We start from the raw sequence: 25,561 nt of genomic DNA on the forward strand, positions 1-25,561 counted from the left end.
TCCGGCCGCCCGGCCGGAGAGCCCGGCGGTCGCGTCGGCGGGCAATGTCGCGTCAGGCCAGCAACAGAGCCGCGTACCAGGGGAGTTCACTGGTGGGGGCCGACGGGTCGAGGGTGAGGCGCAGGGCGAGCGCGGTGCCCGACGCGCCGTCGAGGAAGCCGGGCCGGTGCACGGGGGTGGGGCTGTCGGGGTCGGCGGCGGGCCAGAGGAAGGGGTGCTCCGGATCGGCGGCCCGCCTCAAGGCGTCGGTCAACTCACCGATTCTTCCGGTCAGTTCCCCGCCGCCGGGTTCGCGGGACATGAGGGTGGCGACGGTGGCCAGTCCCGCCAGGCCGTGGCAGAGCGTGGCGTCGCCGTGGGCGCGCGCTCCGTCCCGCCGGTCGCAGGTGGCGATGACGGCGGCCACCGCCTGCCGGTTCCAGTCGGGCTCCGCCAGTGCGAGGGAGGCCAGTTGGAGGGCGCGGGCGACGCCGGGACTTCCGTAGCACCACCCGGCCCGGACCTGGCCCAGGTCCGGGCGGCCCCCGGCGGCCGCCGTCAGCTCGGCGTCGAGCGGCACGATGTTCGGCCAGCCCGTGCCGTCCGTGCTGCGCCGGGCGAGCAGCCACTCGGCGATGTCGCGGATGGCCTGCTCCTGGCCGGGAACCCGGACGCCCGCGCGGTACGCCAGGGACAGCAGGGCGAGCGGGCCGGGGATGCCGTGCGCGAGACCGGCGTTGAAGTGGCCCCCGGGAACGCCGTCCGGTTCGCTGAACAGGATCGGGTCGGCGGTCCACCAGCCGGGCAGGCTCTGTCCGCCGGGTCCGGTGACCGGGCGCGTGAGCGCGACGAGGTGTGCGAGCACCAGTTCCGTGGTGGCGCGGTGTGCGGACCCGGCGGCGAGCAGCAGCCTCCCCAGTCCGGAGAGCCCGGCTATCACGTCGTAGCCGGCCATGCGGGCGCCCGCCGTCCCGGCCGCGATCCGGGGCGCGTCCGCGTCGATCAGCTTCCGGGCGAGCACCGCGACCTGCCCGTCGAGCCGGTCGAGCAGACCCGCGTACTGGCCCGGCCCGGTGACGGCGGTCCGGGCGGCGAACGCGACCGCGGGCAGCCCCGAGTAGAGCCCCTCGCGCGGGGACCTGCGCACCCCGGTGACCGCCGCCGACAGATGGGCGTGCGCCGTCCGTGCGTACTCGGGCGACCCGTGGGCCAGTGCCGCGAAGAGCAGCGCGACCCCGGCATGTCCGTCCGCGAGGGACTGCGGATGCCACAGGGCACGTGTCCTGGCCAGGTCGGCGTGCTCGGACGCCGTCACCTGCGCGGCGAGGGCCACCGGATCGGACAGCCGCTGTGCGAGGAGCGCGACGGACGCGTCACTCATGAACGGGCCCTTTCCCTGTCGAGTTGTGCCTGGACGGCGCCGCGGGCCACGGCGAGTGCCTGGACCTCGGCCGTGCGGTCGGTGCCGAGCCGCCGGTTGCAGTGCATGTGGACCAGGGAGGCGAGCACCGCGTCGGCGGTGACACTCAGGGTGCCCCGCTCCTCCTCTTCGCGCACGAGACGCCCGAACCGCCGCGGCGCCGCCCGGTACGGTGCGCCCACCGCGTCCGGGCCGCCGTCGCGGGTGATCCGCGCGAGCGCGGCCCTGCGTCGCGCGGCGAACGCCTTGTGGTGCTGTTCGCGCTTGGCATAGGTGGCGGTGAGCCACTGCCGCCAGTCGCCGCCGTAACCGTCGTGGAAGGCCCGGACGAGTTCCGCGACGTCGTGCGCCGCCGACAGGATCCGGTCGTCCTCCGGGACCGCGAGCCGCTCCAGTACCAGCAGACTGTCCGCGTGGAACACCTCCTCGGCCGCTTCCAGGAGTGCCGCGCCGCCGTAGCGTTCCGTCTCGGGGGAGTAGCCGTCGATCCGCAGCCCCCGGGCGAGCCCGGCGCGGGCCAGTTCCCCGGCCAGGTCGTGCAGCCGGGGCAGCAGCACGCCGTTGAGCAGGGCCGGTTCGCCGTGCAGCCGCAACCGCAGATGGGGGTGCGGATCGGCGTACCGGATGAAGAACCAGCGGTCGACGCCCCCCGGCTCGTCCGGCCCGTCCGTCGGGGAGGGCGGGGACGGCAGTGCGGTGAGGAAACGCCGGAGGGGGCCGGTCAGCAGTTCGTCCTGGCGCTCGGCGGAGGAGTAGAGCGTGGCGTAGAGCCAGGGACCGCCGGGCGGGATCTCCCCGGTGGTGCCCCGGCGCACGGTCGCGGTGGAGGCGCGGGCGACAGTCGCCGCCCCCGAAGGTCGGCGCACCGCACCGGCCTCCGGCTGACGCGACGTCAGAGTCACCACGGCCTCGACGTCATGGGCTCCGCCGGGCCCGTGCAGCCAGCCGCCGCCCACGTCCTGCCCCGCGGCCGGCTCGTGGACCACGGCGACGCCCGCACGCTCGTACTCGCGCCGCAGGATCTCCCGGTGCGCGGCGACGGTGAGGCTGAGGGGGATGCGGTGATCGCCGAGGGTGAGCTGGACGTGGTCCGGTACGCCCCACAGCGCGCGCCAGTCGTCGAGCGCCGGACTCGTGGCATCGAGGCGCCAGCGAGCCGGGCTCAGGACGGTGCGGCCGGTGCGTACGGCGGGCAGGAAGGGCAGATCGTCGGCCGTGCCCCAGTCCCACAGGCGCCACTGCCTGCGGCTGAACGCGGCGGCCTCGACGAGGAAGCGCACCGTGTTGGGCGCGGTCAGCTCGCGGTTGAGCACGTGGAGCGCCGCGGGCGTCAGCTCGCGGCCGAGCGCGGCCGAGGCGATCCGGAAGCCCTCGGAGTCCGCGGACACAAGGACATCGTCGAGCGTCAGGTCCGTGACGCCGGGCACGGCAGGTCCGGGATGGGCCCCGACGACGAGCCGGCCGTCCAGCCAGGTCGGCACCTGGGCCACATTGGCGTGCCGGTGGTGCGCCGCCTGGTGGTGGATCTGGACGGGCAGCCGTCCGGTGCCCTCGCGGGCGGCCCGCACCGTCTGGCGCATCGCCTCGGCCTGTCGTGGCGGCAAGAGGTGGGCGAACCGGCCCATGAGCCCCCCGGAGGCGGTGGCCGCGCCGTTCAGGAGCAGGGTGAAGTCGCCCCGGTCCACGGCGTCCGCGGACTCCGCCGCGATCTGCACGACGAGTTCCAGCGCGGGCGGTGCCGCGGTATCGGCGGCGGCAGCGGTACCGGGGTCGCGGTCGGCCTCCTCCAGCCTGCTCAGCCACGCCTCGTCGAGGACCACCTCGCGCACTCCGCGTGCCTGCGCCCCGGCGGCGAGCCCGAGGAGCAGGCGCTGCCGTACCGCGCCGACCGGGAGGGGCCCGGGAGCGGGACGGTGGCTCGGCGGCAGCCGGTACCCGGCCGGGGCACCGAGACCGACGTCCGGATCGAGGACTTCCTTGACGGGCACGAAGCGCCCCAGCCCGTAGCGCTCTACGAACTCCTCGTGATACGAGGTGAGCCGCCCCGGCCCCGGGGGCGAGAGCCGCCACAGCGCGGCGGCGGCACGCTCCAGCTCGCGCGCCACCTCCCGCGAGAGCACGACGGTCCCTTCGAGGCGCAGGTCGACCTGGACGCAGTCACTGGACTCCGGCGCTGCGGGCGTGGCGGCGGCACTCCCGGCAGGGACGGCCGTGGCAACGTCAAGTGCCCTACGCCAGGCGGGGGTTCCCGACCCGAGAGAGGTTCCCCCGTAGGCGGCGAGGGCCGAGCGCACTGCGGCGACCTGCCCGGCGGCGGACGAACCGGCAGGGAGCCGACGCTCGACGTGGGTCAGCGGGTCGGCGGCGTCCAGCGGCGGACGCAGCTCCGTCAACAGCACTCCGGCGGCGACGAGTTGGGCGATGAGGCCGCTCACGGCACCGTCGGGCGCCCCGGGGAAGCCCGCTTCCACGTGCCGGACGAGTTCCCGGTACGGAAGTGGGCGGGCCGCCGCCTCCACCGCGGAGCGTACGACCGGCGTGTACTTGAGGGTCCGTGACTTCGGGAGCCCGTCGTCCACCGGGCCGCCCGAGGAGACGGTGGACCCGAGGCGGGGACCGGCGGGGGCGAACGGCAGCACCAGGCGCTCGCCCCGTACGAAGCACAGCCCGTTCGCCACGATGCTCAGGTGCGGGAGCACCGCGGGGTCCTGCTCCCACGCGGTGACCCGGTGCGAGAGCCAACTCGCGTCGGGCCGGGCCGCCTTGTGCCCCTCGCCGGTCAGCTCGCCCTTGGTCGTGTCGCCGAAGGAGCCCCACAGGACGCCCGCCATGAGGCCGAACGGCGTGGGACGGGACGCGGCCCGGAGACGGTACCGGGTCACGGCCCGCAGCGCCTTGCGCAGATCGGAGACCGGCACCGGACGCCCCGCGAGCACGGCGTCGGTGGTGCGGGCGAGCGAAGGGCTGGAGACCTCGACCGCCTCCCTGAACCGGTCGTCGGCGAGCAGTCCGGTCAGGCGGGCGCGGAGCGACTCGGGATCCTGCCGGTCGTCCTCGACGTCCGACCAGGTCGCGCGGACCTCGTCCCGCGCAAGCAGCGGCGCCCGCAGGAGCATTCCGTCCGCGCAGTGGAACAGCGGTTCCGAGCTCTGGCCACCCCGCATGCTGCCACGCCCCCCCCATTACTGACTGCATAGTGAAACTGGCCGACGACTTATCCGCCGATCGAATCATCGAATCGCTGAGGAATGCGTCAACAGTAACCTCGAAGTCGTGTTCCCGTAACCCCTTGACTGCGTCAGCCGTCTGCATCTAGATTCCGCAGCGTCCGCCAAAAGGCGGCACATTTGACAGGCAGGGAGGAATGACTGTGCCCGAGAACCTGACCCAGGACCTCTTCGACATCGACCTCACCGAGACGGCCATCCAGGACACCGCGCCCGAGTCCGGCGGTATCGCTCTCTCCGGTGGCGAGACCTGCTTCCGCACCTGTACGACCTGCGCCGTCTGCTGACGCAGCCAGTCTGAAGGGCCGGTCCCGGCGGTCTCGTGCCGGCCGGGCCGGCCCCGCGGTGCTTCTGGAGGGGGCATTTCCCGGAAGCCGCGGGATCCGGCTGAAAAGGGCTGTCGAATTCTTCTTCGGCGGCGTCGAGTATAGAAATTCGTACGCCGTCTTCGCGTGCCGCGCAATCTCGTCCGCGCGTCGGAATTTCTATATCCGCCAGCAGAGGGTACGGCTCGAAAGGCGACCGTGGCGCGAGCAGACGGGGCAGTGTCGCGTGCAGCTCATTTACCCTTTAGGCCCCGCGGAATGCCCGTCCGGGCATTTGACTCCGGTCACGACCCGCGCCGCTCCTGCTCCAAGTCGTCCGAGGCGGCGAGCCGTTCGGGTGCCGTCAGCCGCCCGCCGAGGTCAGATCGGTCAGGGCGTCCGGCCGGGCTGCCCTCGCCAGCCGGGAGATCTCGGCCGCGACCGCGACCGGGTCCGCCGGTACGGTGACGTGGGCGACGCCCTCCAGGCTCGGATGGGCCCCGACCCGGACCGCCCGCTCCGCGTTCCGCAGGAGGCCGAGGTCGTTGATGTCGTTGCCGAACGCCACATAGGTGCTGATCCCCAGCGCGGTCAGGGCGTCCCACTTCGTCGTCGAGGCGGGTGCGAGGTCCACGATCGCCTCGTCGAGATGATGGTTGACCGTCAGTCCGAGCTCGCGCCCGGCCTCGGCGCAGGCGGCGAGGTCCGAAGCCCCGACGACGAGGAGCTTCACCACCTCGGGCAGTTCGGCCAGATCCACCCTGCGCGCGAGCCCGCCCTGATCCACGCGGCTCGTGATCGGGTGGTCCTCGGGCCCCGTGTACGCGTAGTCCCACGGGCCGTCGGCGAGGTAGCGGGCGTCGTACCGGGCGACCGCTTCCAGGAACGTGCCCAGGACGACGGGATCGAACGCGGCCCTGGCCGTCACCCGACCGCCGGCCGAGACCAGGCTCCCGTTGCCCCCGATCAGCGTCGCGGACGGGAAGGCGCCGTCGAGGACGGGCAGCAGGTCCCGGACGGGCCGGGCGGAGGCGAAGACCAGGGAATGACCCGCTCGCTCGCAGTCCGCGAGCGCCGCGAGGATGCGGTGGTCGACGGTCCGCCCGTCGAAGCAGAGGGTGCCGTCGATGTCGAAGACCAGGGAGCGGGCCGAGAAGTCGATCACCACCGGATCGTATACGTCGCGCCTAGGCTCCCACGTGCCAGGACACCGTCGCGTGAGCCATCTCATATGCCAAGCTGTGGCCCGTAAGTACCTGGCACATGCGGCAACAGGGAGTGAGTGACGGTGGGATTCGACGAGAACGAGCGCGCGGCGGGCCTCGTGCGCGCGCAGGAGAAGGCGACCGCGCTGTTCGCCGAGACCGAGCGCCGCGGCCTGGTCGCACCCGGGCGCGGCGAGCGTGAGGTCAGCGACGCGATCCGCGACCTGGCGAACGACATGTTCGGCACCACCAAGCACTGGCACAAGCGGATCATCCGCTCCGGCCCCAACACCCTGCTGCCCTACCGGGACAACCCGCCGGACCGCGTCATCGCAGCGGACGACATCGCCTTCGCCGACTTCGGCCCGATCTTCGAGGAGTACGAGGCCGACTTCGGCCGCACCTACGTCTTCGGCGACGACCCCGACAAGCATCGCCTCCTCGCCGACCTCCCGCGCATCTTCGACGCCGGACGGGCCGCCTTCCAGGCGGACGAGCACATCACGGGCGCGCAACTGTACGCGGAAGTCGAGCGGCTGGCCGGTGACGCGGGCTGGGAGATCGGCATCTGGCACAGCGGCCACCTGGTCGGCGAGTTCCCGCACGAGACGAACGACGGCGCGAAGACGGAGTCGTACATCACCCCCGACAACACCGGCCCGCTCCGCCGCACCGACCGCACCGGACGGCACTGCCACTGGATCCTCGAACTGCACCTCGTCGACCGGGGCAAGGGCTTCGGCGGCTTCTACGAGCAGCTTCTGGACCTGGCATGACCTGGCGTGACCTGGCCACCCTCCCGTGGTCGAATGCGCCGAATCCTGTCACCACGACCGACCAGTTGGTCACCGCCGCCCGAGCGGCTCTGCCGGAACCGACCGCCGGGACACTCCTCGCCCAGGCCCGCACCCGGATGCGCGCCGTCGCACCGCTGCCGCGGCACGGACAGCGGGGGAGCCCCGGCGGGCTCGAATGGCGGGAGTGATACCGCCGGGCTACGTTCCGAGAGCTTCTTGCGAAGGGGGCGGAAAGGGAGACCTGATGCCGAACGCTGCCCGTATCGACGTGCACACGCATGTGGTGCCCCCGTTCTGGGGCGAGGCACTGCCGAGCCACGGCGGGGATCCGTCGGGCTGGGCCACCCCGCAGTGGAGCCCGGAGGCGCACCTGGCGTACATGGATGACCAGCGGATCGCCACCAGCGTGCTGTCACTGACCGCGCCCAGTGTGGTCGGCTGGGAGGGCCAGGAGCGCCGGGACATGGCCCGCAGGGTGAACGAGTACGTGGCGGAGCTGGTCACCCGGTATCCGGACCGGTTCGGGAACTTCGCCACCGTTCCGCTGCCGGACGTCGAGGGTGCCGTGGCCGAGGCCGAGTACGCGCTGAACGAGCTGGGCGCCGACGGCGTGGTGCTCCTGAGCAACTACGCGGGGGTCTATCTGGGGAACGCGGAGTACGCGCCGCTCTGGGAGGCGCTGAACCGGCGGTCGGCCGTGGTGTTCATCCATCCGGGCCACCCTCTGATCCCGCTCCTGGCGGACGTACCCGGCCCGCTCGTGGACTATCCGTTCGACACCACCCGGAACGCCGTGCAGATGGTGTTCACCGGAGTGCTGGACCGCTACCCGGACGCCAAGATCATCCTGGCGCACGCGGGCGGGTTCGTCCCGTACGCGGTGATGCGGTTCTGTGAGCTGCAACCGGCCCTCGACCCGGACGGGCCCACCACCGAGGAGCTGCTGGCGAAGTTCAAGCTGTTCTACTGGGACACCGCCCTGTCCTCCGGGCCGGACGCCCTCCCCAGCTTCCTCGCCTTCGCGGACCACGAACGCATCCTCTTCGGCAGCGACTTCCCCTACGCCCCGGCTCCCGTCGCGGCAGCGTTCAACCAGCTCCTGGACACGCGGAGCGGCCTCACGGACGAGCAGAAGACGGCCTTCGACCACGGCAACGCAGAGAAGATCTTCCCGCGCCTCACCTGAGGAGGACGGCCGCACCGGACGCCCGCCCCAGACACCACGCGCGTCCGCCGTACCCGTCCGCCGTACCCGTCCGACACGCTCGTGCGGCGCCACGCGCCGACGCGGATCGTGCGCCGGAGGGCCGGGTCAGCGGGCGAGGCGGGGAAAGAGCGCCTCGGCGTTGCCGCGGTCGACGGCCGCCGCCTGGCCGGGGGCGAAGTCCGGGTAGGTCTCCAGGAACCGGTTGTAGTAGGTGCCCGCCTCCTGCGGGGCGAAGGGCCAGTCGCTGCCGTAGAGGACATGGCCGGGCTCGGCGAAGGCGAGCAGGGCCGGCAGGGCGGAGGGGCTGGCGGACAGCGCGGTGTCGAAGTAGAACCGCTTGAGGTCACGCAGGATGTCGTCGGCCTTGCGCTCGCGGTCCACGACGGTGGAGGTCAGACCGGAGAAGCGGTAGGCGGCGTACGGCAGGAATCCGCCGCCGTGGGACAGGATGACGCGGAGGTCGCGATAGCGGTCCATGACGCCGTTGAGCACCATGTTCAGGGCGGTGCGGGTGGTGTCGAAGACGTAGTCCGCGAGCGGGGCGGGGGTGCCCGGCAGCAGCGTCATCGGGGGCTGTGCGGGGTGGACGAAGACGTTCGCGGCACGGCGGTCCAGCTCGGCCCACAGCGGCTCGAAGTCCGCGTCGCCGAGGTACTTGCCGTGGGCGTTGGACATCAGCACCACGCCGTCGGCTCCGAGGACGTCGAGCGCGTGGACAGCTTCCGCGACGGCCGCGTCCACGTCGGGCAGCGGGATGCTCGCGAAGTGACCGAAGCGGTCGGGGTTGTCCTTGACGACCTCGGCGCCGTACTCGTTGACGGCGCGGGCCAGGCCGCGGGCCGCCGCGTCGTCGCCGAGGTGGACGCCGGGCGAGGTGACGGACATGACGCCGGTGGCGATGCCCTGCTGGTCCAGCATCGCGATCGCGCTCCGCGGGCTCCAGGCCGGGATGGCCCAGCCGCCGGAGTCCAGGCCGCGCGCGGCCAGGGTCTCGGCCCAGACCGGCGGGACGATGTGCTGGTGGACGTCGATGCGTGCGGGGAAGTCCATGATTCAAAGCCTCCTAAAGCTTAGCTTGCTAACTACTACCTTGAGTAAGCTAACAGTCATGCGCGAGACGAGCAAACGCGAGGAAGACGACTCCCCGGACCCGGCCTGCGACGAGGCGGGCGTACGGGAGCTGGCGCAGGCCGCTGACCGGCTGTTCTACGCGATGCGCCGCTCTCGGGCGGCCACCGTGGGCCGCTCCGGGGCCGGGCTGTCCATGGCGCAGCTCACCCTGCTGGAACCCCTCTCCGCGGACGCCCGGGGCGACGGACTGCCGGTCGGCAGGCTCGCCGCCACCGCCGAGGTCAGCGTTCCCACCGCCACCCGCATGCTCAAGCAGCTCGAAGCGGCGGGAGCGGTCACCCGGCAGCGCGCTCCGCACGACGAACGCCAGGTCCTCGTCCGGCTCACCGACGACGGCGCCGACCGGCTCGCGGCGATGCGGACGGAACTGCGGGCACGCCAGTCCGAGGCGCTGTCACACTTCACCCCCCGGGAACGCCGCGAACTCGCCGCGCAGCTCCAGCGCCTCGCCGCCGTCATCGGCGACACCGTCCCCCAGCCCGGCGACGGCGACACCACACGGCCGTGACACACCTGCGTCACCCAGCCGTCGGCGGCGCACTCGACGGCCGTACAGCCCTGACGGGGCCGGGGCCGGGGCGCGGCGGAGACGCCGGGGGAGTCGTGGTCGCGTCCGAGGCCACGCCGCCGTGCGCGACCCTGCCGCTCAGCGCACCCGGAACACCGGTCCGCGCGCGGTGAACGGCAGTCCCGCGCCCTCCGGGATCAGATAGGCGTGTTCACGGCGGATCCGCAGCACATCGCACCAGCCGTCGGTGATCACCAGGACGGGGGCCGTCGGCGGGAAGTCGTCGGCCCGCTGCAACAGGTCGATGCCGGGTTGCAGCACCGTGCCGCCGCGGCCCCTGATCCGTACCCGCCCGGCGATCTCCGTCGGCGCCAGATACCCGGCGTCGTAGGCCGCGGCGTCGCAGAACACCACACGGGCGGCCGGTACGTCGCGGGCCTCGGCGTAGGAGGCGATCGCGCCCAGTGCCTTGGCGAGCAGCGGGCCGGACATCGAGCCCGAGGTGTCCAGGACGACGCCGAAGGTGCAGCGGGCGACCTCCTCGGGCGGGAAGCTGCGGCCCGCACGCGGGATGTCGGGTGTCGACGCCTGCCGCCGGGCCGGCCGGGCGTAGCTGCGCACCGGCTCGGGACGGGGCACGAACTCGTCGAACCAGCGGGCCAGTCGGGCGTCCCACGGGACGGGCGGGTGCGCGAGTGCGCGGATCTCCTGGACCAGTCCGGCCGGCAGCAGGCCGCGCTGTCGGTCGGTGTGCAACTGGTGGCCCTGGACGAGGGCGCGCCGGTAGAACTCGTCGAGGTCGACGGGGTCGGCGATCCGGCCGGGCAGTGGTTCGCCCAGGATGTCGCCGACGCCCTTGCCGCGCAGCGTCGCGAGCCGTCGGCCGCGCCGCAGCCCGGTGGTGAGCCGGTCGTACACCTCCTCGGCCGACAGGCCCTTCAACTCGGCGTCGTACAGCAGCCCTTCGGGCATCGTGCCGACGCCCATCTCGACCAGCCAGCCGTTGATGACGTAGTCGGCGGCGACGTTGAAGAGATAGTGGTCGCGGGCGCCGCGGCGCCCGCCGTGGCGCAGGGCCGCGTGCAGCATCTCGTGGGCGAGGACGAACCGCCACTCCTCGTCCGTGAACCGCTTGAGCGGATTGACGTAGATCTCGCCGGCGGTGGCGTCCACGGCGGCCACGGAGATGCCGTGCACGCGGGCGAGTTCGGCGTCGGCGACGACGGTCAGTCCGGCCGCGAGGCCGCCGAGCAGTGGGTAGGACGAGACGAACCAGCTGAGGGCGCGGTCCCAGGGGCACTGGGCGACACGCTCACCGGTGAGCCGGTCCCGGCGGCCGCCCGCGACGTCCATCGCGGCGGAGACCGTACGGGTCAGGGCGTACGCGAAGGCGAGTTGCCGGTCGGGCAGGACGGTGCCCCAGTGCGGCCACTGGACCAGCAGCTGGTCGGGTTCGCCGTCCGCGGTGCCGCATCGCTCGTAGGCGGCCGGGACGCCGGTCTTGCGCCAGCGGGCGGCGAGCTGCTCCTCGTCGCCGTCGGGGTAGCTCTCGGGGAGGTGGTCGGGGGCGGTGCCGACGGGAAAGGCGGCCAGGAAGCGGTTGACGACGGTGCAGCGGGCGGCGAGGTCGAAGCGGTCCGGCTGTTCGCGGTGCTCCTTGGCGGCGGGGAGGTGGCCGAATCCGAGGTGGAGGAGGGCATGGGCGAGCGCCCAGGCCCACTCGCCGGGTTCGGCCCGCCGGGTGGGGTGGATGTGCAGCCGCCCGTTGGAGTCCGCCCGGACGAGGCCCTGGCCAGGGGCGTCGGCGTTGCCCTTGGTGCGGACGAAGTCGGCGTCGACGGCCGCGAGGGCGGGGTTGCGGCGCACCAGGTCGGCACCGGCGGCGAAGGCCTCGGCGGCCGGGTCGGGGCGGTCCGCGCCCTGCTTGCGGGACCGGCTCAACGCCGGGCCTCGACCAGGCGCGGCATGTCGCGGGCGGCCTCCACCAGGAACCAGGCGGGCAGCACCGGATTGCCGTCGGCGTCCTCGGCGATGACGGCCTGGGCCACCTCGACGGAGATCTCGGCGAGCTGCACCAGCAGCGACTTGGCGCGGTAGGAGGTCTCGCGCACGGCGGGCGAGGCGTGCTCGCGCCGGGCCGGGAGCTCCTTGACGAGCCGTCCCCGGAACGCCTCGGCGAGATAGTAGAGGAGGTCGCGGTCCTCGACGCGGCGCGGCCAGGAGGCGTCTCCCTTGAGGATCGCCTCGATACCGTAGGCGTGCCGCACGATCTTGGCGTACCCGCAGAAGGAGACGGCATGGGCGGGGGTCAGCGTCCCGTGCGCCACGATCTTCAGCGTCTCCTCGTCCAGAGCCGGGCCGAAGGAATGCAGCGCGTCGGAGAGCATGTGCCAGGAGCGGGGCGTGGAGAAGGGCTCCTCGGTCTTGGGCGGCGACCACAGATGGTCGGGCCGGTCGGTGAGGTACTCCACCACCCAGGGGTGGATGCCGTTCTCGCCCGCCCACACCAGCCAGTCGGTGGCGGAGGCGCGCAGATGGACGTGGGTGAGGCGGTTGACGAGTGCGGAGGCGATGGGGCGCGCCAGGGCGTTGTCGGTGGCGCGGTTGCCGGCGCCGATCACGATCGAGCCCGCCGGGAGTTCGTAGTTGCCGATCCGGCGGTCGAGGATGAGCGAGTAGAACGCCTTCTGCACATCCGGGGGGCGCGGCGTTCAGCTCGTCCAGGAAGAGGCAGTACGGCTCGTCGCGGGCGATTGCCTCCGGCGGGCAGAACACGGAGCGGCCGTCGCGGATCTGCGGCACGCCGATCAGATCTTCGGGCGCGAGCTGAGTACCCAGCAGGCTCACGCACTCCAGGCCCAGGGAGTCGGCGAACTTCCGCACCAGAGAGGACTTCCCGATGCCGGGAGCGCCCCACAGGAAGACCGGGCGGACTGTGGCGAGGCCCAGGAGAAGGTCCGGTATCTGAGCGGGGGTGACGGTCACTGCGGCCTGCAAGCGATGGGCTCCTTCGGGGAAATGTCCTGTCCGCCCAGTGTATTGGGGCTGCTCGGGGCGGTCGCATCCGGTTTTTCTCTCCTCCGCCGGTCTGTTGCCCCGCTGAGCGGCTTCAGTTCCGTCGGCGGCAACCGGCGCGGGAGGAAACGGCCTTGAGGTCCGCCGTGCTCCATGAGGTCCGCCGTGCTGCATGATCCCGACCGACGACCGGCGACGACCAGCCACCCGCCGCGCCGGCCGCGCCGCCGCGCGCCAGGCTGCTCCGGGCGCCCGGAGCAGCCGCCCGGCGGATCTCCCTGCGTGCGGGGCCGCTTCCCGGAACTGCCGTACGGACGTTTGATATGCGATGGGACCGGATCCGGCCACCGCGGCGCTGTCGCACGTTTTTCCGGGCGCCATTCCTCGCTGCCCGGTGAATCTCGCGGTCCCGGCGGATTTCAGGGATTTTGCTGTGGCGGCAAGGCTTCGGTGCATAGAATATCGCGCGCTGCCCGCGACGACGGCCGGGCGGGTCGGCGGCGGGGGCGAGGGCGACATGACTGAGCTGCGGGAACAGGGGAGTCAGGGCGGTCCCGCCGGAGGCTCCGCACGCACGTTCGCTTTTCCTCGCCCGCGATGCTTACGGCGTGCCGGTGATATCCCGAGCGGTCACCACAAAGCGGCCCACTCCACAGCGGTGGGCCATTTTCTTTTCCGTGGAGTGTGATGCCATGAAACGAGTCGGAAGAGACTCACGCCGGTCGGCCTGGAGATTCGGGGATCCGCTGGCGCGAACGGGCTTGTCCGTCCTCTTACTGGCGGGCGGCGCCGTGGGAGCGACGTCCGGACCGGCCTCGGCCGCCGCCGACGGCACGCTGACGGTCCAGGTGCTGCGCGACTTCTTCGGCACCGGCGTGCTCAACGCGACGATGGACGTGCCCCAGCGGGGCATGAAGGCCGAGGTCTCCGACCCCGCCGGACACCATGTCACCGGTGTCACGGACGCCACCGGAAAGGTCGTGGTACCGGCCTCGGACGTGCTGAGCGGCGGCCGTTACCGCGTCGACGTCAGCGTTCCGGCGCCGTACGACGGCCATCTGCGGGCGGCGCCCGCCTCGACGGCGGAGAACCACTTCGACAGCTTCACGTCGTTCGTGGACGTGTCGGACGGCAAGGACGCCTCCGTGGTCACCGGGGTGTGGGACCCGGCCGACTACACGCTGCCGGACACGCGGTACTTCGTACCCGTCCACAACGGAGCCAACGGCACCGACGAGCGGGCGCTCGTGGCGTTCGGGACGAAGGTCCGCGGCACCTGCCCCACGGACACGGCGTGCCCGACCACGCTGGCCACGCAGGACCAGGTCGGCACGACGTTCGGGCTGGCGTACGACAAGGACCGGACCCGGCTGTTCCAGAGCGCGTTCGCCCGCCGCTACACCGCCTACGGCCCGCAGGGCGGGGGAGCCGTCTACACGGTGCCGGTCGACGGCTCGGGCGGGCCGCGGCTGTTCGCGCGGGTGCCGGACGCCGCGGTGACGCGGCACGACACCGCGAACCTGGTCAAGGATCCCGGGTTCACCGACGCGCCGGGCAAGGAGAGCATCGGCGGCCTGGCCCTGTCGGAGGACGGAGCCACGCTCTACGCGGTGAACCTGCGCTCCCGCAGCCTGGTGAGCTTCGACGCGACGGGCGCCACCGCCGCGGCACCCGAGGCGACGGTCCCGATCCCGGACCCGGGATGCGCGAGCCCCGGCGACTGGCGGCCGTTCGGCCTCCAGGTCCACGACAACACGCTGTACGTCGGCGGCGTGTGCAGCGCGGAGAGCACGCAGCGGCGCGCCGATCTGAAGGCCGTCGTCTCCGTCTACGACGGAAAGCGGTTCACGACGGTGCTCAGCCACCCGCTCACGCAGGAACGCGGCAGCGTCTTCGGTTCCGGCGACAGGGTCACCCACTGGAACCCGTGGAACACCCGACCCGACTCATGGGACGACCGGAAGTCGGGCGGCGTGTTCATCGACCCGCAGCCGGAGCTGGCCTCCCTCGCCTTCGGCCGCGACGGCTCCATGGTCCTGGGATTCCGCGACCGGTTCATGGACGTGCTCAGCTGGGGCGGCCTCGACCCGCGCCCGGGGAACGACACCGCGGAGAACGGCATGTCCGGCGGTGACATCACCATGGTCTGCGCCACCGCCACCGGCGAGTACCAGTGGGAAGGCACCGGAAGCTGCCCCGACCACGCCACTCCCGCCGACAGCGGCGGCCAGGCAGCCGGTGTCGTCGAGTACTTCCCGGGCGACTTCTACGCCAACGCGCACCAGGAGACCGCGCTGGGCTCGGTGGCCTACATCCCCCAGCAGCAGTGGGTCGCCAGCACGGAGTTCGACCCGGTCGTGCACGTGGCGACCTCCGGGACGGGGTACCACGACATCACGACCGGTCAGGGACCGGGCAACAACCCGACCGCCAACGGCTTCCAGTTCGTGAGCCAGGAACAGGGCGGCTTCGGCAAGGCGGGCGGGCTCGGTGACATCGCGTACGCCGCGGCCAACGCGCCGGTCCAGATCGGCAACGTCGTGTGGTTCGACGGCGACCACAACGGCATCCAGGACCCGGGGCACGTACTGCTGCCAGGGGCGACGATCGACCTGCTGGACGCGGACGGCAAACAGGTCGCGACGACCAGGACCGATGCCGCCGGCGAGTACTACTTCGGTGGCGTCGGCGCCGACTACCAGCTCACACCGGGCGCGAAATACACGGTCCGGTTCGACGTGTGCACCGCGGACACCGGCCAGGTGCCCGAGCAACCCCCGGCGAGCGAGCTGAAGTTCACCCTCCCGCGGGCCGGTGCCGACCGTGCGCACGACTCCGATGTGACCCCGCCGACCACCGGCCCCCTGTGCGACGGCCGCGCACCGGTCACGGCACCGGACAGGCCCGGGGGCGTCGATCACACGATCGACGCCGGGGTGTACATCCCGAAGGCGGAACCGAGCCCGAGCCCCACCCCGACCCCGTCGCCGACCGCCACCCCGTCGCATGTCCCGGCCTCGCCGCCGGCTTCCGTACCGCCGTCCGCCGCACCGCCCGCGAACAACCCGGCCCCGGCCGACGGAGGTCCGGGCTCGATGGCGCACACCGGTATGTCCGGGGTGCCGCAGATGATCGCCCTCGTCGGACTGCTGGTGGGCAGCGGCCTGGTCGTCGCGTTCGTGAGCCGGCGGCGCCTGCGCAAACACTGAGTCACCTGGCCGACAGCGATCTGCCGACCGTCGGGCGACGCCGTGACCGCCCGGCGGTGAGGCAGAGGCGAGCGAAGAAGGGATGAGGCGAAGAGTGTCAGCGTCGAGCCGCACGCGGAGCGTCAGAAGCCGGCAGGCTCCACCGGACCGTGCGGCCGAACGACGCCGATGGCGGTGGTCACGCCGGACCGTCGCCGCCGCCATCGCCCTGGCGGTCGCCGCGGTGGCCGCGGTGGCCGGGTTCCTGTTCACCGGCGGCGGCCCCGGCCCCGGCGGGCCGCGCGCGCTGACCTCGGACGAGTCGAACCGGCTGGCGATCACGCGGTTCCGCAACTACCAGGCGCACGGGCGCGCCGTGACCATCACCGTGCCGGGCACCGCCGGAGCGCTGACCGTCACGGCGTCCGTCGACTACCGGGGCAAGGCCGGCTACGGCGTGGTGCGCGGCACCGGGCGCGGCACCTCCAGCGACGGGCTGATCGAGTGGACGGCCACCTCGGTGTCCGTCCACCCGATGGCGAACGCTCCGGCGTACGCCCCCGTGGTGCCGCCCCGCTCGGACTGGTACCGCCGCCCGCTGCTGGCGTCCGGCAGCGCGCTCGACAGCTCGCTGGCGATCGCGCTCGGCCTGGGCAGCGATCGGCCGGACAACGCCCAACTGCTCCCGCAGAACGGCGCCGCCTGGCAGGGCCGGGACGAGGTGGGCGGCCACCGGGTGGACATCATGACCGGGCCGTCCGCCGGGCACCGCTCCGGCACGGCGGGCAACGTGCGCTACTGGCTCGGCCCGGACGGCACCATGTACCGGGTCCGCGTCAGCGTGGGGTCCGAGCCGCAGCCGGTGGACATCGACTTCGACACCCACCGATATGTTCCGGTCGCGCCGGTGACCGGAGCCGCGGCGAGCCGGTAGCCGCCGCTCAGGACACCCGCACCCGCGCGTTCGCGGCGAGCAGCGACACCGGCGGCAGGGGGACGTCCGCCGTCCTCGGCAGGGCCGGAACGGCGGGGACGGCGGTGGCGCCCGCGGTGGCGGCCCGGGGGAACTGCGGCTGCGGGCCCGGCGCCGCGACCTCGGTGAACGGGATGCCGCCGGGTGCCGTCGGCGCCGTCCACCTGCCGGCGGGGGAGAGCGACCCGGCCGGACGCGGACAGGCCGCGACCACCGCGAGCCGGGCGGGCACGGTGGTACGCAACGTGTTGCCCCGCAGGCAGTTGCCCCGCCCCCGCGCGGCGGTGGGGAACGTCCAGCCGACGTCGACACCGTTGCCGGTGAAGGTGTTCTCCACGATCCGGTTGCCGACCGGAGGCAGGTCGGCCGAAGCGGTCAGCACCAGCCCGGCGCTGCTGTTGCCGGTGACGCGATTGCGCGTGAACTCGTTGTCGCTGCCGCCGTCGACACCGATGCCGATGCCCCATCCGCCGTCGGCCTGCTGCGGCGTGGCCGTCTGCTGATTGGCGGCGATCAGATTGCCCGCGATCACGGCGCTTCGCTGCGGGAGCAGCTTCTCCTGGTGGTCCGAGTCGGTGGTGAGCCCGACCCGGTTGCCCGCCAGCCGGTTGCCGACCACATACATGTCCCCACCGGCGTTGGTGCCCTCGTAGCCGACCGCGTTCAGCTCGGCGACGTTGTCCCGCACCACGATGCGGCAGGGCTTGCACTGCCCGACGTAGATCCCCGAGTCGGCCGCGCCCGACGCGTACGAGTGCTCGATCACACCGTTCTGCGCGGAGAACGCGTAGATGCCGTACAGGCCGTTGCGGGTCGCGGTCACGTACGAGACCAGGAACGACTTCAGGAAGGTGACGGGCTCCTCGCCGGTGTCGTAGCCACCGCTGCGTCCCGGCATCCCGGCGGCCGCCTTCGCCGAACCGGTGACCAGGACGCCGTTCTGCGTGTTGTTCTTCACGGTCAGGTTCTGCACGGCCACCCCGGGGGCCGCGACGACCACGCCGTTCGGCTGCCGCAGCCGGCCGTCGATGACGACCTTGTCCCGGGACACACCGCGCAGCGTGACACGTGCCGTGCCGATCCGCACCGACTCGTGGTACACCCCCGCGGAGACCAGCACCAGGTCGCCGGGCCGGGCCAGCGACACTGCGGACGAGATCGTCGGGGCATCGGCGGGCACCCGGATCGTCACCTGCGCACCGCTCGGCCGCCGACCCTTGTCCGACCCGCCACCATCACCACCGCCGCACGCGACCGCGAAGGACAGCGTGCCCAGTACGGCCGCCAGCACGCGAAGAGCTAATCGAGGCATGATCCCAGTCTGGCACGGTGCCCCAACCGCGCGCCGGAGTATGGCGGTTCACCGGCGCGCGAACTCTCGGTGTGGCACCCTCACTCCATGCGCCGAGCCGCCCCCCACCCGTCGCGCCGCAGGTTCCTCGACGTCACCGGTGCCATGGTGGCCGCCGGACTGACCAGCGGGTGCACACCGGACCCCGCCCGGCCGGGCCGGAGCGCCCCCTCCGCACCGGCCACCCCCCTGCCGGTTCCGGCGACGGGCCGCCACCAGGCGGGCATCACCCTTCCCCGGACGGCCCAGCGCAACCTGCTCGCCGTGGTGGCCGACCTCGCCCCCGATGTGTCTCCCGGCCCGCTGCTGGCCGAACTCGGACAGACCGTCAGCGCCCTCGCCGCGGGCACCGACCCGCGCCTGCTGGGCCTGCCGCCGGGCGACCTCACCGTGACCGTCGGCGTCGGCCCGCGCCTGGTCCGCGCGGCCGGTGCCGCACTGCCCGGCGCGACGGACCTCCCGGAATTCGCCCGCGAGCGCATCGCCCCGCGAGCACGCGGCGGCGACCTGCTGATGCAGATCTGCGCCGGTGACGCGCTGCTCCTCCCGGTCGCCGCCGCCGCGCTCCTGGACCAGGCCGGCGCACGTCTGCGCGAACGCTGGCGGCAGTCCGCACGCCGCGGTGCGGACGTGCCCCTGGGCAACGGCCTCGCCGCGCCCCGCAACCCGCTGGGCTTCATCGACGGCATCGTGGGCCCGCACACGGCCGCCGAACAACAGCGCGACCTGTGGCTCGCCGGGCCGCCCGAGGTCGCCGGTGGCACCCTCGCCGTGCTGCGGCGCATGGAACTCGATCTGCCGCGGTTCGCGGCCCTGTCCGTCGCCGAGCAGGAAGCGGTCTTCGGGCGGCACAGGGCCGACGGCACCCCCCTCTCGGGCGGTCCCGTCACCGCGGGGCCGGACCTCGGCGCCAAGACGGCGGACGGCCGCTATCTCGTCCCCGCGGACGCCCACGCGCGCAGGGCCAACCCCGCCGTGGTCGGCACCGGCCTCATGCTCCGCCGCTCCTACAGCATCGACGACCCCGCACCCGGCCTGCTCTTCATCAGCTTCCAGAACGACCTGCGGACCTTCACCGCCACCCTCACCCACATGGACACCTCCGACGCACTGCTGCGCTTCACCACCACGACCGCCGGAGCGACGTTCCTGATCCTCCCCGGCTTCGACCGCCGACACCCGCTCGGATCCCGGCTGTTCGGCCGACCACGCTGAACCCGGCGCGCCCGGCGCTTCCTCCGGGCCACGCTCGTCCACCGGCTCGCGCCGTCCCTGGCGCTCTCCCTGCTGCCCCCGGAAGCGTCACCGGCGTTGCGCCGTTCAGGTGCCGCCGCACCTGCGGCGGCGGCCGACGGGGAAGTGTTCCAGGACGGCCGTCGAGCAACGAGGAGAGGTGGTGGCCGTGGCGGACGGACCGGTGGTCGCGGACGTCGTCGTGGTGGGCGCGGGCGTGGCCGGGCTGGCGTGTGCCCGCGACCTGGCCGCGGCCGGACGCGGCGTCACGGTGCTGGAGGCCGGTGACGCGGTGGGCGGCCGGATGCGGACCGACCGCCTGGACGGCTTCACGGTGGACCGCGGATTCCAGGTCGTCAACCCGGCCTACCCGCAGCTGAGGCGCCGCCTGCCCGCCCGCTTCCTTGCCCCCCGCCCCTTCCTGCCGGGCGTTCTGGTGCACACCGGCGACCGCCGGGTGCTGCTGGCCGACCCCCGTCGCCGGCCCGACACGGTGACGTCCCTGCTGACCGGGCGGCTCGCGCGACCGCGCGACCTGGCGGCTCTGGCCGCGCTCGGCGCCCGCGACGCCCTGGCCCCGGCCCGGACGCTGAAACACGCGCCCGAGCGCACCACCCGTGCCGCGCTGGCCGCCGCGGGCTTCTCCGACGCGTTCGTTCAGGACTTCTTCCGGCCGTTCCTCTCCGGTGTCTTCCTGGAGGACGCGTTGGAGACCTCCAGCCGGGTGTTCCACCTGGTGTGGCGCAGCATGCTGCGCGGCGCGCTGTGCCTGCCGGCCTTCGGGGTGCAGTCCGTGCCGCGCGCCCTGGCCGCGGCGCTGCCCGAGGGCACCGTACGGCTCGGCACCCCCGTGGCCCGCCTGGCCGAGGGGGCAGTGGTCACGGCCGACGGCACGGAGCTGCCGGCCCGCGCCGTCGTCGTGGCGACCGGCGCCGACGCCGCCGCGCGCCTGCTGCCCGGCCTGGACGTACCCGCCCACCGCACCGTCACCACGTACTACCACGTCGCGGACCGCTCCCCGCTGGGCCGCCCCCTGCTGCTCGTCGACACCCGCCGCCGCGTGCTGAACACCTGCGTCCTCAGCGATGTGGCGCCCGAGTACGCCCCGCGCGGCAGCGCCCTGATCGCCACCTCGGTGCTCGGCGGCGACACGGCGCCCGTACGGGACGCCGTGGCCGCCGCCCTGTCCGAGATGTACGGCACCGACGCCACCGCCTGGGACCTGCTGGTCGCCCGCACCGTCGAGGGCGCCCTGCCCGCCATGCCGCCGCCCTGGCCGCTGACCCGGCCGTGCCGCACCGGGCCCGGCCGCTACGTCTGCGGGGACCACCGCGCCACGGGATCCGTCCAGGGAGCCCTCGCCGGGGGCGCCCGTGCGGCCCGGGAGGTGCTGCGAGACCTGGCGGCCCCCTGACGGACGGGCACAGCATGCCGGGCACCGGGCCGGGAAGCCGGGAGACACCGCGGCGCGCGACGGGGCGGCCCGTGGACGGTGCCGCTACGGAGCCACAGCGGCGGCGGTGGCGGTCACCGCGGCCCTCGGAGCCGGAGCCACGGCCGCCCGGACCCTGGTCCCCTGTGCGGCGTGGTGCCTGTTCGCCACCGTCCTGAACACCTCGATCGTCCGCCGCAACGCCTGACGCCCCGGCCCGGACGGCCGCCGCTTCGTCACTTCTTGCGCTTCAGGGCCGACGGCTTGTGGACGGCCGACCGCCCGCTCCTGTCGCTGCGGACCTGGTACTGCGGCTCTTCCGGAGAAGCGTCCACCGTGCGGCCGGCGGCCTCGGTCCGCTCGGTGATCTTCTTCTCCACCCGGCCCGTGGTCTCGCTGCCGTGGCTCCGCCAGGCGACCTCGTCGCCCGCGGCCGGCTCCTTCTTCCCGGAGGAACTGCGCTTCGCCATCATCATGGTGCCCTCCCGAACACAAGCGGACAGCGTCTCCTCCAGCATGCGGGCTGCCGCCGCCGGTGTCCTCCGGGACGGCGCTCACCCGGGCTAAACGCACCGCACGGCCGACCGCCCGCCGAGCCGACTCCGACAGTCCCGACCGCGACATGAACCTGTCCGGTCGGGGCACGGCTCCCTGATGGCCACCCGGCTGCGGGTGGAGGTACAACGCACGCACGAAACGCCGACCGGGCACCCGGCGGCCGACGCACGCCCTGGGGGAGGGAGTTCGTCGTCGCGCGAGCGAAGGTATGCCGGTGAGCACCGACCCGATGGTCACACATGTCGTCGCGGCCCTCGCCGTCGTGATCACGGCCGCCCAGCTCCTCGGAGCAGCGGCCCGAGAGCTCCGCCGGCCCGCCGTCATCGGGCAGTTGCCGGCCGGTGTCGCCCTCGGCCCGAGCCTGCTCGGGCTGGTGCCGGGCGGAGTCCACGACGCCCTGTTCCCCGCCCGGATCGCACCGGTCCTGACGGCGCTGGCACAAGTCGCCCTGGTGCTCTTCCTGTTCGCCGTCGGCCATGAACTCGACCTCGGCCGGTTCTGCCACCGCCGCGCGGTGACCGTGGTCGCGCTGAGCGGGTTCGCGGTCCCGATGCTGACCGGCGCCGGTCTCGTCGTACTCCTCCCGGGAGCCTTCCGCTCCGTCGATGCAGGCCGCCCGGTCGACACCGCCTTCACGCTCTCCATGGCGGTCGCCCTGTCCATCACGGCGGTACCCGTACTGGCCGGGATCATCACGGATCAGGGACTGGCCGGAAGCCGGCCGGCCGTGATCGCCCTGGCCGCCGCCGGTGTCATCGACGTCCTGAGCTGGCCGGTGCTCGCCCTGTGCCTGGCCGGCGGCGGTGACGGCTCCCTGACCACGTGGTTCACCAGGGTCGCGCTGCTGGCGGCCTACATCCTGGTGATGGTGCTCGCCGTACGGCCCGTGCTGGTGTGGTGGACGAACCGGCCGGTCTCCCCGCCGACCGACCCGGTGCCCGTCGCCACCGCGCCGGCGCTGGCCTCGGCCTGGGCGACCAGCGCGCTCGGGCTGCATGTGATCTTCGGCGCGCTGCTGGCCGGTGCCCTCATGCCCCGACGGCGCGACGGCGTCCCGGGCAGCCGGTTGCCGGGCCCCTCCGGGAGACCGGCGGCCTGCTGCTGCCGGTGTTCTTCACGGTCTCGGGGATGTCGGTGGAGCTGAGCGCACTGCGTGGCCGGGACCTCGTGCTGCTGCTCGTGCTCTGCGCCGCGGCGGTCGTCGGCAAAGTGGCCTCGGGCGCGCTCGCCGCCCGGACCGGCGCCCGCCTGCCCTGGCGCGACTGCTGGTCGGCGTTCTGCTCAACACCCGCGGACTGACCGAACTCATCGTGCTGAACGCGGGTTTGCAGGCCCACCTGATCGGTCCGAGGCTCTACGCGCTGCTTGTTGTGACGGCCCTCTTCACGACGGCGCTCGCCGGTCCGCCGGCCGGGCCCCTGCGCCGCCCGGCCACCCCGCCCCCGCGCGCCCACGCCGACCCGGCGGGCACGACCGCCCCGGAGCCGGTGGACGCGGGGGAGCGGAGATGAGGCACCCCGGGAGGCCGACTCCCGGAGGCGCGTGAGACCGCCGTGCCGGGCTACACCACCCGGGTGCCGACCACGCAGGTGTCGTCGTCCGTGTCCGACTTGCTGTAGGTCAGCAGACGGTCGAGCTGCTGGTCCAGCGTCCTCGGCGCCGTCCGGGCCGTGGCCAGCAGATGGGCCAGGGACTCCTCCACGCTCCGGTCCCGGCGTTCGATCAGCCCGTCGGTGTACATCAGCACGGTGTCACCGGACGCCAGCTCCAGCTCCGCCTCCTCGTACACGGCGTCGGGCACCGCGCCCAGCAGCAGGCCCTTGATGAGGGGCAGGGGAGCGGCCTCCGGACCGCGGACCAGCACGGGCGGAAGGTGGCCCGCCCGCGCCCACCGCAGGACACGGCGGTCCTGGTCGTACAGCGCGCACACCGCGGTGGCGGTGACCGCGCCCGTGAGATGGTGCGCCACGATGTTCAGCCACGACAGGAGCTGGCCGGGACCGGCCCCGGTCACGGCGAGCCCGCGCAGGGCGTTGCGCAGCACCACCATGCTGGTGGCGGCCTCGATGCCGTGCCCGGCGACGTCGCCCACGCACAGCAGCACCAGCCCGGACGGCAGCACCACGGTGTCGTACCAGTCGCCGCCCACCAGGTGCTCGGTCTCCGCCGGCCGGTAGCGCACGGCGATCTCCAGCCCCGACACCTGAAGCGGAGCCTGCGTCGGCGGCATGATGGCGTGCTGCAATTGCAGGGTCAGCCGGTTGCGCTCGGTCGCCTGCTGCTCGGTGTGGGCGAGCTGGTCCCGGGTGGCGGCGAGCGCGACCTCCGTCCAGTGCTGGGCGGAGATGTCCTGGTAGGCGCCCCGGACGGCGAACAGCCGGCCGTCGGTGTCCAGCACCGGCTCCGCGACCACCCGGATGTGCCGGGTCACGCCGTCGGGCCGTTGCAGACGGAACGCCGCGGAGGCCGGCCTGCGCTGGTGCAGCACGGTCCGCAGGAACCGGCCGAGCGGCACCGCGTCGTCGGAGTGCGCGTGCTGGGGCAACTCCTCCAGCGGGACCGGCGATCCGACCGGCTCACGCCCGTACAGGTGGAACAACTGGTCGTTCCAGGTGATATCCCCGGTGAGCAGGTTCTCCTCGAAGCCGCCGATACGGCCCAGGCGCTGGGCGTGCTGGAGGAGGCTCGCCAGCCGAGCCGTCTCGTCCTCGATGCGCCAGAGCAGCAGGACGCTGCTGCCGTGCCGGCTGATGCTGATGTCCGCGACCGTCGACAGCGGCACCTGGTCGACCAGCGACATCAACTGCATGCGCCGGGCCCGGAACGGCTCTCCCGTGGCCCACACCCGCTCCACCCGCTGGAACAGCTCGCTCCTGCCCGCGGCCATGGGATACGCCTCCAGCAGCAGCGCGCCGTTGACCACCGCGCGGGGGCGGCCCGCCGGGTCGAGGAAGCGGCCGTTGACGTGCTGGATGCGGAAGTCGACCAGCTGCCCCGAGCCGTCGACGTGCGGGACCAGGACCAGGGCGGGATCGTGCAACCCGTCCGCCAGGTCCATCAGTTCGGCGGTGGGCGGCAGGATCCCCGCCTCGTGTCCCGCGTCCCGGTGCAGCGTATGCGTCTCCAGGGTGTGCGCGCACAGCTCGGCCAGGGCGTCCACCTGCCGGACGATCTGCGGCGGCTGGGGTTCGAGCGGCTCCGGCCAGGCGATCTCCAGCACGCCGTGGATGCGGCCGCCGGTGCCCGCGGGGACCGCGACCCGGCCGCCGTCCGGGTGCACGTGCCGGCCCACGGTCGGCAGCCCTGTTGCGGAGAGCGAGGACAACCACTGACCGGCCCGCTCGGTCAGGGCGCGGCGTGCCACCGTCGCCACCTCCGGCGGGACGTACCGCCACCGGGTGGCTTCCGCCGGGGGGAACCCGGCGCTGCCGACGAGGGTCAGCGAGCCGTCGGCGCCCGCCGCCCACACGGCCACGGCCACCGCGCCCAGCGGACGCAGCGCGTGCTCCAGCAGGGAGTCGGCGACGGCCTGGGTGTCGTCGGCCGCCAGCACCCCGCTCTCGGCCGCCCGCAGCCGTACGGCGGCGGTGTCGCGCTCCACCGCGCCCCCGGCGGCGGCCAGGAAGGCGTCCGTGACCTCCGCCAGCCGGTCCCGGGCGGCCTGGTTGATGACCTCGACCGCGAACTCCAGCGTCGTCGTCCCGGCCTGCTCGGTCAGCTCGGCGAGTTGCCGGGCCGCCTGCGCCGGGCCGCACCCGAGCCGCTCGACCAGGATGCCCTTGGCCATCTCGACCAGGGCCCGGCCCTCCGCCTCCGCCTGCGCGCTGCGCACCTCGCGGCGCAGCCGCTCCACGGTGGCGGCCAGCCTGCCGACGGGCGACGCCGGGGCGACCGGGCCGGGCAGGTCCGGCGGCGCCGAGGCGCCGCGGGCGGCCGGCAGGGCGGCCGCCGACGGCTCCGGGCAGGGCCCGGCGCCCCGCGGCCCGTGCGGTTCTTCGGTGGTGCTCACGATGCGGATGCTCCTCGGCTGAA

Annotated in this window: 21 protein-coding genes and 1 pseudogene; 13 read left to right on the top strand and 9 right to left on the bottom strand. The window is 73.5% G+C overall.

The window, feature by feature from the left end; all coding sequences use genetic code 11:
• Positions 1–52 precede the first annotated feature (52 nt).
• Both B086_RS40215 and B086_RS0117980 read right to left on the bottom strand, forming a co-directional pair.
• Positions 53–1,360, bottom strand: coding sequence for a lanthionine synthetase C family protein (locus B086_RS40215; protein WP_018567820.1), 1,308 nt, complete (start codon positions 1,358–1,360; stop codon positions 53–55).
• The gene (locus B086_RS0117980; RefSeq protein ID WP_078531128.1) at positions 1,357–4,563 is read right to left on the bottom strand and encodes a lantibiotic dehydratase; all 3,207 of its coding nucleotides are present in this window, start codon (positions 4,561–4,563) and stop codon (positions 1,357–1,359) included. Before B086_RS0117980 ends, B086_RS40215 begins: the two co-directional genes overlap by 4 nt.
• 200 nt (positions 4,564–4,763) lie before the next feature.
• On the opposite strand from B086_RS0117980, the gene B086_RS44610 reads away from it, so the two are divergent.
• The gene (locus B086_RS44610; RefSeq protein ID WP_234029326.1) at positions 4,764–4,913 is read left to right on the top strand and encodes a hypothetical protein; all 150 of its coding nucleotides are present in this window, start codon (positions 4,764–4,766) and stop codon (positions 4,911–4,913) included.
• A gap of 382 nt (positions 4,914–5,295) precedes the next feature.
• Here the strand turns inward: B086_RS44610 and B086_RS0117990 are convergent, their stop codons facing one another.
• A complete protein-coding gene (locus tag B086_RS0117990; RefSeq protein ID WP_234029327.1) occupies positions 5,296–6,096 on the bottom strand; it encodes an HAD hydrolase family protein in 801 nt (266 codons plus the stop codon).
• Positions 6,097–6,219: 123 nt separating this feature from the next.
• Between B086_RS0117990 and B086_RS0117995 the strand changes: the two genes are divergently transcribed.
• Genes B086_RS0117995 through B086_RS0118005 form a run of 3 tightly spaced genes read left to right on the top strand, consistent with a single transcriptional unit; the run spans position 6,220 to position 8,119 of the window.
• Complete coding sequence (locus tag B086_RS0117995) at positions 6,220–6,912, top strand: M24 family metallopeptidase (RefSeq protein ID WP_018567824.1); 693 nt, start codon at positions 6,220–6,222, stop codon at positions 6,910–6,912.
• Positions 6,909–7,121 (top strand): hypothetical protein, encoded by a 213-nt coding sequence (locus tag B086_RS0118000; protein ID WP_018567825.1) that lies wholly within the window; start codon positions 6,909–6,911, stop codon positions 7,119–7,121. The genes B086_RS0117995 and B086_RS0118000 overlap by 4 nt, the downstream gene beginning before the upstream one ends.
• A 56-nt stretch (positions 7,122–7,177) precedes the next feature.
• On the top strand, positions 7,178–8,119 hold the full coding sequence (locus B086_RS0118005) for an amidohydrolase family protein (RefSeq protein WP_018567826.1): 942 nt from the start codon (positions 7,178–7,180) through the stop codon (positions 8,117–8,119).
• A 126-nt stretch (positions 8,120–8,245) separates the two neighbouring features.
• Here B086_RS0118005 and B086_RS0118010 read toward each other — a convergent pair whose 3' ends face one another.
• Positions 8,246–9,190 (bottom strand): amidohydrolase family protein, encoded by a 945-nt coding sequence (locus tag B086_RS0118010; protein ID WP_018567827.1) that lies wholly within the window; start codon positions 9,188–9,190, stop codon positions 8,246–8,248.
• Between the two features lie 58 nt (positions 9,191–9,248).
• Between B086_RS0118010 and B086_RS0118015 the strand changes: the two genes are divergently transcribed.
• Positions 9,249–9,779 carry a MarR family winged helix-turn-helix transcriptional regulator gene (locus B086_RS0118015; RefSeq protein WP_018567828.1) on the top strand — a complete coding sequence of 177 codons (531 nt, stop codon included), beginning with the start codon at positions 9,249–9,251 and terminating at the stop codon, positions 9,777–9,779.
• A 138-nt stretch (positions 9,780–9,917) separates the two neighbouring features.
• Here B086_RS0118015 and B086_RS0118020 read toward each other — a convergent pair whose 3' ends face one another.
• Entirely contained in the window at positions 9,918–11,720 is a 1,803-nt protein-coding gene (locus B086_RS0118020) for a DUF2201 family putative metallopeptidase (protein ID WP_018567829.1), read from the bottom strand.
• Positions 11,717–12,776 (bottom strand): annotated as a pseudogene (locus tag B086_RS40220) (ATP-binding protein). The gene B086_RS0118020 and the pseudogene B086_RS40220 overlap by 4 nt, the downstream one beginning before the upstream one ends.
• A gap of 809 nt (positions 12,777–13,585) precedes the next feature.
• Between B086_RS40220 and B086_RS0118030 the strand changes: the two are divergent.
• Complete coding sequence (locus B086_RS0118030; protein ID WP_026252533.1) at positions 13,586–16,003, top strand: SdrD B-like domain-containing protein; 2,418 nt, start codon at positions 13,586–13,588, stop codon at positions 16,001–16,003.
• A gap of 232 nt (positions 16,004–16,235) precedes the next feature.
• Positions 16,236–16,916 carry a hypothetical protein gene (locus B086_RS0118035; RefSeq protein WP_026252534.1) on the top strand — a complete coding sequence of 227 codons (681 nt, stop codon included), beginning with the start codon at positions 16,236–16,238 and terminating at the stop codon, positions 16,914–16,916.
• Between the two features lie 7 nt (positions 16,917–16,923).
• Here the strand turns inward: B086_RS0118035 and B086_RS0118040 are convergent, their stop codons facing one another.
• Positions 16,924–18,267 (bottom strand): right-handed parallel beta-helix repeat-containing protein, encoded by a 1,344-nt coding sequence (locus tag B086_RS0118040; protein WP_026252535.1) that lies wholly within the window; start codon positions 18,265–18,267, stop codon positions 16,924–16,926.
• 87 nt (positions 18,268–18,354) lie between these two features.
• Between B086_RS0118040 and B086_RS0118045 the strand changes: the two genes are divergently transcribed.
• From B086_RS0118045 to B086_RS45500, 3 genes are all read left to right on the top strand, one after another.
• Entirely contained in the window at positions 18,355–19,521 is a 1,167-nt protein-coding gene (locus B086_RS0118045) for a Dyp-type peroxidase (protein ID WP_026252536.1), read from the top strand.
• Between the two features lie 181 nt (positions 19,522–19,702).
• Entirely contained in the window at positions 19,703–20,953 is a 1,251-nt protein-coding gene (locus B086_RS0118050; RefSeq protein ID WP_018567835.1) for an NAD(P)/FAD-dependent oxidoreductase, read from the top strand.
• A 106-nt stretch (positions 20,954–21,059) separates the two neighbouring features.
• Positions 21,060–21,179: a tryptophan-rich sensory protein gene (locus B086_RS45500; RefSeq protein WP_018567836.1), complete on the top strand. Its 120-nt coding sequence runs from the start codon at positions 21,060–21,062 to the stop codon at positions 21,177–21,179.
• A 28-nt stretch (positions 21,180–21,207) separates the two neighbouring features.
• Here the strand turns inward: B086_RS45500 and B086_RS0118060 are convergent, their stop codons facing one another.
• Positions 21,208–21,447 (bottom strand): DUF2945 domain-containing protein, encoded by a 240-nt coding sequence (locus B086_RS0118060; protein WP_018567837.1) that lies wholly within the window; start codon positions 21,445–21,447, stop codon positions 21,208–21,210.
• 296 nt (positions 21,448–21,743) lie between these two features.
• Between B086_RS0118060 and B086_RS40225 the strand changes: the two genes are divergently transcribed.
• From B086_RS40225 to B086_RS42930, 3 genes are read left to right on the top strand one after another with little or no spacing between them, the layout of a single operon-like run.
• Positions 21,744–22,673, top strand: coding sequence for a cation:proton antiporter (locus tag B086_RS40225; RefSeq protein ID WP_158690398.1), 930 nt, complete (start codon positions 21,744–21,746; stop codon positions 22,671–22,673).
• The gene (locus tag B086_RS45935; protein ID WP_267880888.1) at positions 22,664–22,828 is read left to right on the top strand and encodes a hypothetical protein; all 165 of its coding nucleotides are present in this window, start codon (positions 22,664–22,666) and stop codon (positions 22,826–22,828) included. Before B086_RS40225 ends, B086_RS45935 begins: the two co-directional genes overlap by 10 nt.
• Positions 22,829–22,839: 11 nt before the next feature.
• Positions 22,840–23,040: a hypothetical protein gene (locus B086_RS42930; protein ID WP_018567839.1), complete on the top strand. Its 201-nt coding sequence runs from the start codon at positions 22,840–22,842 to the stop codon at positions 23,038–23,040.
• A 50-nt stretch (positions 23,041–23,090) separates the two neighbouring features.
• On the opposite strand, the gene B086_RS0118070 is transcribed toward B086_RS42930, so the two are convergent.
• A complete protein-coding gene (locus tag B086_RS0118070) occupies positions 23,091–25,538 on the bottom strand; it encodes a SpoIIE family protein phosphatase (RefSeq protein ID WP_018567840.1) in 2,448 nt (815 codons plus the stop codon).
• Positions 25,539–25,561 lie beyond the last annotated feature (23 nt).

Source organism: Streptomyces sp. PsTaAH-124 (assembly GCF_000373685.1).
In the GTDB taxonomy this organism is placed as follows: domain Bacteria; phylum Actinomycetota; class Actinomycetes; order Streptomycetales; family Streptomycetaceae; genus Streptomyces; species Streptomyces andamanensis.